The organism is Candidatus Profftia lariciata, assembly GCF_020541265.1.
Classification (GTDB): domain Bacteria; phylum Pseudomonadota; class Gammaproteobacteria; order Enterobacterales; family Enterobacteriaceae; genus Profftia; species Profftia lariciata.
Genome location: NZ_CP045925.1, coordinates 711,127 through 724,877 on the forward strand (window position 1 = coordinate 711,127; position 13,751 = coordinate 724,877).

The 13,751-nt window shown below is 22.2% G+C and carries 4 protein-coding genes and 1 tRNA gene; 3 read left to right on the forward strand and 2 right to left on the reverse strand.

From position 1 onward, the window contains the following. The first annotated feature begins 13 nt into the window (after positions 1–13). The 3 genes from gpsA to GII40_RS01725 all read left to right on the forward strand — a co-directional run bounded on the left by gpsA (position 14) and on the right by GII40_RS01725 (position 5,431). Positions 14–1,027, forward strand: coding sequence for an NAD(P)H-dependent glycerol-3-phosphate dehydrogenase (gene gpsA / locus GII40_RS01715; protein ID WP_226813132.1), 1,014 nt, complete (start codon positions 14–16; stop codon positions 1,025–1,027). 2,021 nt (positions 1,028–3,048) lie between these two features. Beyond that, the gene (locus tag GII40_RS01720; RefSeq protein WP_226813133.1) at positions 3,049–3,702 is read left to right on the forward strand and encodes a DedA family protein; all 654 of its coding nucleotides are present in this window, start codon (positions 3,049–3,051) and stop codon (positions 3,700–3,702) included. A 1,656-nt stretch (positions 3,703–5,358) separates the two neighbouring features. Further along, positions 5,359–5,431 (forward strand) — tRNA-Ile (locus GII40_RS01725). Between the two features lie 3,858 nt (positions 5,432–9,289). Here GII40_RS01725 and accA read toward each other — a convergent pair. Continuing rightward, positions 9,290–10,240: an acetyl-CoA carboxylase carboxyl transferase subunit alpha gene (gene accA / locus GII40_RS01730; protein WP_226813134.1), complete on the reverse strand. Its 951-nt coding sequence runs from the start codon at positions 10,238–10,240 to the stop codon at positions 9,290–9,292. A gap of 12 nt (positions 10,241–10,252) precedes the next feature. After that, the gene (dnaE, locus tag GII40_RS01735) at positions 10,253–13,735 is read right to left on the reverse strand and encodes a DNA polymerase III subunit alpha (protein ID WP_226813135.1); all 3,483 of its coding nucleotides are present in this window, start codon (positions 13,733–13,735) and stop codon (positions 10,253–10,255) included. Between the last annotated feature and the right edge of the window lie 16 nt (positions 13,736–13,751).

Sequence of the window (13,751 nt, forward strand, 5' to 3'; positions counted from 1 at the left end):
ATATGGATATCAAATGAATAATGATATTACATCCATAACTATACTTGGTGCTGGTGCTTATGGAACGGCTCTAGCAATTGCGCTAGCACGTAATGGACATAAAGTATGTTTATGGGGGCACAATACCGCACATATAAAATTACTTCACATTACTCGTTGTAATAAAAAATTTTTACCTGATATATTATTTCCTAATACACTTTACTTAGAAACTAATCTCGCAAAAGCAATTTCTGCAAATCGTGATATACTCATAGTAGTCCCTAGTCATGTTTTTAGTGAAGTAATATACGCATTAAAACCTTATCTAAAAGATAATTCACGTATAGTGTGGGCAACAAAGGGATTGGAAGCAAAAACTGGTAATTTATTACAAGATGTTACTCGTCAAATTCTTGGTCCTTTTATTCCTTTAGCTGCAATATCAGGACCGACATTTGCTAAAGAGATAGCAGATGGTCTTCCTACAGCCATTGTACTCTCATCAACTGATATGAAGTTTACTAGAGATTTACAACAATTATTACATTGTAATAAAAACTTCCGCGTTTATAGCAATCCTGATCTTATTGGGGTACAACTAGGTGGAGTAGTAAAAAATATCATTGCAATTGGTGCTGGCATGTCTGATGGCATTGGTTTTGGATCAAATGCTAGAACTGCTCTTATAACTCGTGGTTTAACTGAAATGAGTCGTCTTGGAGTAGCATTAGGTGCAGATTCAATGACTTTTATGGGTATGTCTGGATTAGGAGATTTAGTATTAACATGTACAGACAACCGATCTCGTAATCGCCGTTTTGGCATAATGTTGGGACAAGGTCATACAATACAAGCAGCACAAGATAAAATTGGTCAAGTAATTGAAGGATATCGCAATACTAAAGAAGTAATAAAATTAGCAAAACGTTATAATATAGAAATGCCAATAACTGAGCAAGTTTATGAAGTTCTTTACTGTAAGAAAGATATTCATAAAGCAGCTATTACTCTATTAAATCGTGCTCAAAAAACAGAAAAAGAATAATTAATTATATAATTAGTATAATATTTATTAATTAAATAAATAAGTCTTAAGAAAAATAATAAATAACTAATATAGTAAAACATATTTTATGTAATTATAAAAAATTAAATAAATATAAAATATAGCACGTAATTATAATCTATATATATTGATATATAGTAATTTTATAATACAAAAAATAATAGTTAGTTTAATTATATTATTGTAGTATATTTAATATTATTATATTAACTTATGAAAATTATAAATTTATATAAGAATTTTATTTTACTAAAATTAATTACAATAGAGTAGATAGCACTTAATATTTTATTATTATGTTAATAGTTATTCTATAGTAAATACATAATATATTATTACTATTATAGTATAAAGATTTTATAAATTTACAATTATATTGTATAAGCGATTTATTATAATCACATAACTATAATAAATAGCTATTATATTTATAATATAAGATATATTTTTTGGTTGTATATTTGTTTATTATAAAATAAAGAATAAATATTAAATTAGCATTGTTATTAGTAAAATAATAGTTATTAAAAAATATATTTATATTTTGTAAATAGTTGATTAGACAGTACTAATATATAATACAATGATCACTATTTAATAATTTATAAAAAAGTAATTATTGATACTGATACTAAAATTATAGATAAATTTCTAATTAAATAAAATACTAAAAATCATGCTAGTTTCATTACTTAGTATTTAATGATACTTGATATTACTACTGATATAACTTTACGTATTATATTAAATATTTACAACATGATCTATGAATATAAAATAATAATTTTGTCAATATACAACACATAATTATATTTTATATATAAAAATATAATTTTTGAAAAAATAAATATTTAATCTTATTAAAAGATATATTTTTTATATTTAATTACTACAATTTTATAATATAACAAAAATATTAATGTAATTTTTTATATATACTTTATAGCAAATATAGTATATATATTATTAATAGAGTCATATAAACAAAGAATATTTATTATTTATTAGATAATCTAATATATAGCATCTATTACTAAAATAAAATAATTATAATTGAATAAATATTAAATTATTATGTTAATATATTTTAGTATATATAATAATACTATTATAGTATTATTTAAAATAATAAAATTAAACATTAATAATATTTTTAATTAATAAGATATATGCAGTATAAAAGTAAACAGAGTACTTATTGTGTATGTTATGATTTAAAGTGCATACTGTTTTGTATGTATTAATATACTTTATTCATAATAATAGATCAATATGTATTTATCATATCTATTTAAAAAAATAAGATAAATACATTATATTAATAACTTATAAATATTTTATATTTATTATTGAATTACTACTTAATTAATGTAAAAATAGTAAAATAATACATTTAAATTAATATAAGAATCATTTTATAATTATATAATTAATTATATTTTATTTAGTCTTTAAAAAATAATATTTAAAGAATATTATAGACTAATACTAAATTTATAAAATAAATAAATTATAAAAATAATAAGACACAATTAATATCATAATATTTTGATAAAAAAATTTATTTAATTATATATTAAAATACAATTGATTTTTCGTCAAAATAATATAAACAAATAAAACAGCAACATAATAATATTAATTGCAACAGTAATTAATAATTTTCAAAAAATAAATACGCTATCTAGCTAATACATATTGACTAACAAAAAAAATCTTACGGATCAAAAAATTTAGTATATAAAATAACACTTATAAATTATAGATATGGTATAAATGTAGCAATACTAAAGATAGTATATCACTAGTGTAATAATAAAATACATATTAATATTTTAAATATCTTATAATAATGCATTCATACTATCTTTTCTAAGTTTTATGTATGAAGTATCACTCTATATCTCTAAAACTTCGTAGCATTTATATTCAAATAATTTAAATATAGTATATTTGTGAAATACAATTACATAGAGCACGTAGTTATTAAGGTATGAGTTATGACAGTAATTAAAGAAATTCTCCACGCTTTATGGGCACAAGACTTTGTTGTACTGCACTCCCCAAAAATAATATGGGTTATCTATTTTATTTTATTCACTACACTTTTACTAGAAAATGGACTACTTCCAGTAGCATTTTTACCAGGTGACAGTCTATTGTTACTTGCAGGTGCATTAATAGCTAAAGGTATATTGCCTGTTTTTCCTACAATTAGTATATTAGTAATATCTTCTAGTATTGGTTGCTGGATGAGTTATATACAAGGACGATGGTTAGGAAATACTAAATTAATACAAAGTTGGCTTATACAACTACCCACACATTATCACCAACGTGCGCATTATTTGTTTTATAAACATGGTTTAATTGCATTATTCATTGGTCGTTTCTTAGCATTTATAAGAACTATATTACCTACTATTGCAGGATTATCAGGATTAAAAAATACACGTTTTCAAATATTTAACTGGTTAAGTTCTTTGTTATGGGTATGTTCAATGACAGGCATTGGTTTAGCTATTAGTTATATTCCTTTTGTAAAACGTCATGAAGATCAAATGATGACTTGTTTAATGATATTACCCATGGTTCTTCTAATCATTGGATTATTAGGAACTATTTTGGTAATAGTGCGTAATAATGTTAAATGATTTGTTCAATATAAGTATTTTTTATACCATATAATATATAACAAATTTATTCATAGCTATATAAATCTATGTCTGATTATGTGTATATTTAGAGTATTTGCTTATGTTTTTGTATATCAGATAATACAATAAATTTTTATAAGATAAAATATTATTTTATTGTAAAAAACGTAAAACTTATATATTATCTATTAATAAATAATATAAAACAATGTATTACAATAAATAACATATCTAAAAATTTTTACAAAAATGATTCATATATTTTATATTATTGTAAAAAAAGTTTAGTAAAACATACAATATAAAGAATAATAATTTATATAATTATGTATGTAATATTACGACAAACTTATTAAATGAATTTTTTTAAAAAATAATATTGCGATATAAGTTTTAACTTTTCTGAAAAAATTATTTTATTTTTATTTATTATTAATTATAAGGAATCTGTAAATCTTCTAAAGTTTTATAATTATACCATATTATATTTTAATTATTTAAAGTTAAAAGTATTATTGATGCATTCCTTGTTTTAGTAAGAAAAAATAGTAAATATTATTTTTTAATAATTAATAAACAAGTGAATAACTTATTGTATTATTAACAAGTAATTACTTTAAAATTTTTAGTTAAGGTATGAAGAATAAGTAAAAAGTATACTTATTTAAATATGTTAAGGATTATTATGAGTTATATCTAATATATAAATTACTAGAAATATGTATATATCTATAATTACTTTAATATTAATGGTTTAAAGTTATAGATATATAACTTATATACTAAAATATTATAATAATACTAAATATTAATTTAGCTAGTATCTTGAGTGATAAGATAATATTAATACTTAGACATTAGATGTTATAAAATATATTTAATGTAATGTTATGAAAATTTTTTAAACATAAATAAAATTCATGTAAATAAAAGTACACGATAATATTCAGAATAAATTATAACAACTATAATAATGATTATATAATACTTTTTAAAAGTTAAAAATTTATATTTTTTATAAAGCAATTAAAGAAAAATATTTTTTATTTAACAAATAAATTTTTTAATAAAACTATTAATTATTAAATAATACATAATAAATAATATTAAATATTATTAAACTACTCAATTTTTCATAAAAATATTATCATATAATATAATATAAAATATTTTTATTATAAATCAATGTTTATAAACAAAATTTGTAGCCATAAATCAATAATAATTTTATATAACATTTAATATACAATATAAACTGAATTAAAAAATTAATAATAATATTTTTTTAATATAAAATGTATAATAAATTATAAAAAGATTATTTACATTACAAAATAAATAGATGTATTATATATATTTATATATCAATATATATTTAAATTATTTTTTATGAAAATACTTATTAAGTAATAAGATTTGAATTAAATGATTTATGTTATATATACTGTATTAAAATTTTTTTAATCTTAATTAATAAAACAAGATATATGTATATTATAACAAATACTAATATTATATATCTATAACTAATATTTACTATACTTAAAATAGTTTGAATATATATAAAAATAAATTTATTAATATATAATTATTAATATAAATATACTAGATATTATATAATATTTATGCTATGATGTTATGGTATAAATTATAGGCCCCTTAGCTCAGTGGTTAGAGCAAGCGACTCATAATCGCTTGGTCGCTGGTTCAAATCCAGCAGGGGTCACTAATTTTATACTTATAAAATATTAACTGTTTATTATCAAATAATTTATATATAAATTATAAAAGATAATATATTTTATTAGAAATATATTATTATATATAATATTAATTAGTTATTAATACAAACAATAATACGATTACGATTAATATTAATACTTATAAATAATAACACTTATTTTTGTTTATTCAAATCATGTGTAATACTATTATTATAGTAACTTATAATATCATGCTTATATTATAGGAAATAAAAATAAAAAATATTATTTAACTTGATTAACTTATGTATAAATATATAAGTAATTTAGTACACTCTAAAGCACTTTAAATAATATATAAAAAATATGCATATATTTATTATAACTATATAATAATTATTATAAACGTCATGCATAACATATATTATGTTATAAAATTCATTATATAGTATATATAAAATAATAATAACATTATAATTAATAACATATTATTCTTTAATAAAGCAAATATAATACAAAAACTATTTTACATTAAAAATAAAACATAAAATAGATATTTATGTTATAAGTTCTATATACTAAGATATATATAATATTTACTATTAAAATGTTCATTGTTAAATATATTAATATTTTATGCATAACTTAAAAATTGGGTAATATATTTATATATAATATTTAAAATATTATTCATTTAATCTCTCAAGCAAAGCAAGTAGTACACAATAATTAAATACTAAATATATTTATAAAATAATAAATTATATATTATTAATATTATTAAAACATCTTAAATAAAATAACTATAAAAATACAATTAAAGACAAAATTATGATATTAGTTTTATTTTGTAATAAATAAAATTAATGGTGTTATTGAATAATCTTAATAATTATATTACTTCATTATTAATGATACATAATTACATAAAAATATAAGATATGAAGAATATAAATTTTCTTGATTAAAATATAGATATGACACAGATACTTTAAGTAATATTATATATATAATCATCATATGATTAATAATCATATTTACTTAATAAATAACAATTGAATAAAATATTTTTTATTTTTAATAACAGTTAAATTTTTTAGTCTAAATAAAATTAGTATCATTAATTTTCTTAAATTATAAGAATGTACATGTATTTTTAGTTTTAAAAAATATAATATTCATTATATATATTAAATAATAACTATAAATATTAACTGCATTATGAATAATTCATTTTCTTAATAAGCCGATAATACATGTACAATAGCAAAATCACTATAAATATGCTAAAAGTATAAAATACTACTAATTGAAATATTACTAGTAATATTTATTACTAGAGTATAAATAATTCCTCTTATAATAATACCAAAAAGATATTTATGTCTAATATGTATTAAATCACACAAACAATAAATTACTTCTAATAAAAATTAAACAATTATATACAATAATATAATTATTTATGTCTAGATTAACATTTTAATTAATATCTATTATAAATATTATTAAATTGTTTAATACACTATACAAGATATAATCATAATTAAAGTAATTATCATATAAAAACTAATAATACCTATAAACAACAATCTTATAATATTATCTATATTGAGTAAAATTACTATATTTCATAATAAAGATAATTATTAAATTTATAATAAAAATATCGTATTTAATAATATTAATAGCCTTATTATCAATATAAAAATAATAAAATTCTATAAACTTATTCTACTTTACTATCTTACTTTTATTGTGTAGTATATTTTTTCTTAAAAAAAGATTATCATTGATAAATATTTGTAATCAATGATCATGATCAATTAATTGAATTTTAGTTAAATGCTTGTCTAACATATTATTATATTTTTATATTATTTTTTGGTAAGAGTTTGTATATATAAATATATTTACGTTAGATAATTTTTTAATGACATAAATTTATATTTACATTTGTATAATGATCTGAATACTAGATAATAAAATATTATAACTAATTTATAAATTATGATACTCTTATTAAGAGTAACAAGTATGCTATGTATTAGCAATACATTCAATAAAATACTTATTGTAATGATATATAACTAATTATCTGATATCTTGTTGCTATCAAGAATGAGAAATTAATTTAGAGTGAATAAGTTATATACGATATGACTAGTAGTAAAAATTTATATTATATATTATAATATCAAAATAGTTTATTGGTCATGTACTGAATTAATCTTAATAAATATTAGACATGTAATAATGATAATACAATATTAAAATAATTCTAACTAAATTCATTAGATTTATTAATTAAATGAATAAAAATAAAATTATTTTATACATTTAAAAGAAAATAATTTTTAATTATAGTATAACGTAAAATACTAGTAATACTTACTAGTACTTAAGTAAAGACTATAAATTCTATAAAATACTTGCCAACTCGTAAGGTAATGAATACTTTTTAATAAAATTATTTACTACATTTTAATTTTATAAATAATTTTTTGCTACATAACATAAAATATTCAGACTAATTATTACTTTAATGTAACAAATAAATATTATATAATTGATATTTACTGTTTGAATATTGATATTCAAAGATCGTTATCTAAACAATAAAAATTACTAATACTTTTATAGAATTACTAAAATTTATAAAAAATGAAATTAATTTTATTAAGTAAGGTTTAAATATTAAAACAATTATTAATAATAAAATATTATGTTGTATTAATTCAAGTCACACAATAATATAATAATATAAATTAATTATTGTGCATTAATTTATATTATTAATTATTGATAATTTACTTAAATAAGTCAATCATATAATGTAAACAATTATATTTATTTATAATATGATTATATCATAGATATAAAAAATTACTGAAGAGTATAAAATATTTGGTAATAATCTGCAAGGTGTATAAAATACAAATTATTAGACAATTATTACTAATAAATATTTTATACATAAATTATATAATTAAATAAGATACAATCAATTATATTGAATTATTGTACATTCTTCAATATGTTATTATAGTAAATAATAGAAGTGATACTAACTTAATAAGTTATTAAGATTTTTAATATATTTATTTCTTTAATTTAATAATTTAAAATAATATTTTTTGTTATTTTAATATATACTATTTATTTGAGTTTAAATAATATACAAATACTAAAATAATTAAGTTTTGCTATGTATATAAAAATATTCTTATTGAAATCATACGCATTACATTTATTTAAATATATAGTTTCATAAAAATTCAAATCATATAAATATTTTTATTAAAGATGTAATCTTTTAATTACAAGGAAAAATAAAATATATTTAGACGCTTGACACATATTTATAAACTTGCATATGTTTAGTATTAGAGTATTATTTATTTCATATACTTATAATAGTTGAAATATCATTTTTTATCATTACACATATATAATCATATATTTACTAGGTACTTATTAAACCAACTTTTAATATCTACATTATCTTAAAAATATATTAATATAATTTGATACGACAATATTTTTTCAAAAGTATATTTTTAAAAAATACTAAGCATATTAAGTATATTGAGCATAATATTAGTAGACTTAATATGCCATTCTTAGAGTTAATTCTAAGAATATAATTTTTTTAGATAAAATAGGCAATTATTCTTTATTTTTAAAAATTATTTAATAGAGTAATATTATACTTTGAATAATTAAAATTTATTGTAAAAATAAATTATTTTGATAAAGCTAACTATCTAATAAGATTTATTAATTTAAATGTTATTATAACTATAATAGTTACTAAATAGATTACATTAATACAACATTTATCTATCTATGTTTACTATTAATAATACCTATATTATATATTAGCAATAACCGTAGTTCATAAGTCGATCATAGCGAATATTTAATAATTCTTTAGTTTCAAGTATATCTAGATTTTTTAAATCAGTTAATAATTGTTCTTTTAAAGAAATAGCCATTTGAGGAAAATCACGATGTGCACCACCTAAAGGTTCTAATATAATAGAATCGATAAGATTAAGCTCTTTTAAACATTTTGCTGTAATACACATTGCATCCGCAGCTAATGGAGCTTTATCAGCGTTTTTCCATAAAATTGCAGCACAACCTTCTGGAGAAATAACCGAATATGTACTATATTGAAGCATATTTATTTTATCACCTACCCCAATTGCTAATGCACCACCTGAACCACCTTCACCTATTACTGTACAGATAATTGGAACAGCTAAGCCAGACATTTCACGTAGATTGCGAGCAATAGCTTCAGATTGGCCACGTTCTTCAGCTCCTACACCTGGATATGCTCCTGGAGTATCAATAAAGGTAATTATTGGTAATTTAAAACGCTCTGCCATTTCCATGAGACGCAGTGCCTTACGGTATCCTTCCGGGGCTGGCATGCCAAAATTACGAAGTACTTTTTCTTTTGTTGCGCGACCTTTCTGATGACCAATAATCATCACAGAGCGACCGTTTAAGCGAGCTATACCACCAATAATAGCTTTATCATTAGCATATACACGATCACCTGCTAACTCATCAAAATCAGTAAAAATTTGTTTAATATAATTAAGTGTATAAGGACGCAATGGATGACGTGCTAATTGTGCAATTTGCCAAGCACTTAAATTAGAAAATATTTTACGGGTTAGTTCAAGACTTTTAATACGTAAGCGCTGTATCTCTTCATCAAGATTGAGATTTATTGTTGTATCTTGCAGATTTATTGACATCAATAAGTTAATTTTTTCTTCTAATTCTACAATAGGATGTTCAAAATCTAGACTCATAGTATTCCTATATTAATCAAATTCAAGTTCAACATTTTCATTGCCCACAAGAGTACGTAGATCGATTAATAAGTTTTCTGTAGGGGTTACTTGCCATGCTATACCATATTTTAATTTAATACGTGTATTATTACGTTGATAATATAAATCTACTGGAAGACTACCTGAATGGTATGACGCTAATAAATCACGGAGACGATTTAATATTTGATTATAATTTTGTTTATCTGTTAATAAAATAGAAAGTTTACGTGCATATTTTTTACGTGCTTCATTAATATCCATCAGCTCATGTGCAATCATTTTCATCCCATCACTAAAATTATTCAAGCTAACTTGTCCACTAATTATTAAAATATGATCTTTTTTAAGTAAATATTGATATTTATTTAAAATATCAGTAAATAAAATAACTTCTAAACGTCCAGAGCGATCATCTAATGTACACATTCCAATACGATTACCTCGTTTAGTAGTCGTTACTTTAGCAGTTATTACAAAACCAACAACAGTTGTTATTTTACCTCTTTCTGTAGGATGTACATCTTTTAGTTGTATACCACCAGAATATTTTTTAATTTCTTTAAAGTACTGATTAATAGGATGACCAGTTAAATACAAACCTAATGTCTCGCGTTCGCCATTTAATACAATTTGAGCAGGCCATGGTACAATGTTATTATAAGAATCTTTAACTTGTTCAGGAACTTTATTTAAAGCACCAAACATATCTATTTGACCCAAAGATTCAGCTTTAGCATTCTGACTAGAAGTTTTTAATGCACTATTTAAAGAGTGCATTAATGCTGCTCTATGAGGACCTAAACTATCAAATGCTCCAGACATAATTAATTTTTCGAGCATACGCTTATTTATTTTTTTATTATCTGTTCTAGCGCATAAATCAAATATTTCTTTAAAATGACCACCTTTATTACGAGCATTTATAATAGTTTCAATTGATCCTGCACCAACACCTTTAATTGCACCAATACCATAAACAATTTCATTATTATCATTAACATGAAAATAATACTCTCCACTATTAATATCAGGAGGTAATACTTTAAGACCCATAAGACAACATTCATTTATTAAACTAACTATTTTTTCAGTATTATCTATATCTGCCGTCATAACTGCTGCCATAAATTCAGCTGGATAATGCGATTTCAACCATAAAGTTTGATATGAAACCAATGCATATGCTGCAGAGTGAGATTTATTAAATCCATAACCAGCAAATTTTTCTACTAAATCAAATATCTTCATTGATAAAGTGCCACTAATGCCCATTTGCTCCGCGCCTTTTTTAAAGAGTATACGTTGCTTAGCCATTTCTTTTGGCTGTTTCTTACCCATGGCACGGCGTAGCATATCAGCTCCACCTAGCGTATAACCAGATAAAACCTGCGCAATTTGCATAACTTGTTCTTGATATAAAATAATACCATAAGTTGGTTCCAATACAGGCTTTAGTAACGGATGTTGCCATTGAGCATCTGGATAAGAAACTTCTTCGCGCCGGTGCTTACGATTAATAAAATTATCAACCATTCCTGATTGCAAAGGACCAGGACGAAATAATGCTACTAATGCAATCATATCTTCAAAACAATCAGGCTTTAAGCGTTTAATTAAATCTTTCATACCACGTGATTCAAGTTGGAATACTGCTGTAGTTTCTGAGCGTTGTAACATGTTAAAACTTTTTTTATTATCTAGTGGTATAGCAGAAATATCAATTGCAACTTTACCTATTTTAGTTCGACGGACATTGATCATATGTACTGCACAATCTATAACTGTTAAAGTACGCAAACCTAAAAAATCAAACTTAACAAGCCCAACATATTCTACATCATTCTTATCAAACTGAGTTACTGGATTTTTACCATCAGAATCACAGTATAATGGTGCAAAATCTGTAATTTTTGTTGGTGCAATAACTACGCCACCAGCATGTTTACCAGCATTACGTGTTACTCCTTCAAGTTTACGTGCCATATCAATTAAAGTGCGAACATCCTCATCTTCTTTATATATTTCTGGTAATTGCTGTTCTATTTCAAAAGCTTTTGTAAGTGTAATACCTGGTTCTACAGGAATTAATTTTGATATACGATCGATAAATCCGTATGGATACCCTAAAACTCGACCAACATCACGTATTACTGCTTTAGCCGTCATAGTTCCAAAAGTAATAATCTGAGATACTTCATCACGACCATAAATTTCAGCTACATGATCAATTACTAAATCACGTTTTTCCATGCAAAAGTCAATATCAAAATCAGGCATTGATACACGCTCTGGATTCAAAAATCTTTCAAATAGTAAGTCAAATCTTAATGGATCTATATCAGTTATTTTCAATGAATATGCTACTAAGGAACCTGCACCGGAACCACGACCAGGACCTACTGGTACACCGTGATCTTTAGACCATTGAATAAATTCCATTACAATGAGAAAATAAGCTGAAAATCCCATTTGATTAATAACTGTTAGTTCATTTATAAGACGCTTATCATATTTTAGACGTTCTTTATCAAGAATGTCTTGATTAGGAAACAAAAATTTTAAACGTTTTTCCAAGCCATCTTTAGATTGATTAATTAAGAAATTTTCTGTTGACATTTTACCAGTAGGAAACAATGGTAAAAAATATTCACCCAAACGAATCGTTACATTACAACGCTTAGCAATTTCTACGCTATTCTCTAAACTTTCCGGTAAATCCGCGAAAAGATTGCACATTTCTTCTGTACTACGTATGTATTGTTGTGAACTATAATTTTGAGGACGTTTTTTATCATCTAAAGTAAAACTATTATGGATAGCTACACGTATTTCATGTGCATCGAAATCACTTGATTTTAAAAAACGAACATCATTAGTTGCAACGATTGCAAGATCATACTTTTTAGCTAGTGCTATTGCAAGTGTTATATAAAACTCTTCATTTGATCGACCAGTTCTAATTAATTCTAAATAATAGTTGTCGGCAAAATATGTTTGATAAAAATCAACACATTTATCCATTAATGTCTTATTATCACGTAATAATATTTTACCTATATCGCCTTTACAACCACCTGATAGTAAAATAATTCCTTGACGATATTTAACAAGTAAATCATAATCAATAATTGGGCCATTAGCTCCATATCCACGTTGATAGGCATGTGAGATTAGTAAAGTAAGATTTTTATATCCTATATTATTAGTAGCAAGAATTGTTAGTTGAGATAGCTCATTATTTAAAAATTTACTTTTGACTAGCACATCAGATCCAATTATTGGCTTAATGCCTACTCGATGTGCTAAATTATAAAATTTTACTAATCCACAAAGATTGGTATGATCAGTAATCGCAAAAGCTGGCATACCTAGATCAGCTACTGTCTGAACCAAATCATCAACTTTAGCTAATCCATCTATCATCGAATAATCACTATGAACGCGCAAATGTATAAAACGTGGTTCAGTCATAAAATTTATTACTCAT

What these genes read in the sequence shown, in the direction of transcription:
- gpsA (WP_226813132.1), top strand. Translation starts at nt 14, where the DNA reads ATGAATAATGATATTACATCCATAACTATACTTGGTGCTGGTGCTTAT.
- GII40_RS01720 (WP_226813133.1), top strand. Translation starts at nt 3,049, where the DNA reads ATGACAGTAATTAAAGAAATTCTCCACGCTTTATGGGCACAAGACTTT.
- accA (WP_226813134.1), bottom strand. Translation starts at nt 10,240, where the DNA reads ATGAGTCTAGATTTTGAACATCCTATTGTAGAATTAGAAGAAAAAATT.
- dnaE (WP_226813135.1), bottom strand. Translation starts at nt 13,735, where the DNA reads ATGACTGAACCACGTTTTATACATTTGCGCGTTCATAGTGATTATTCG.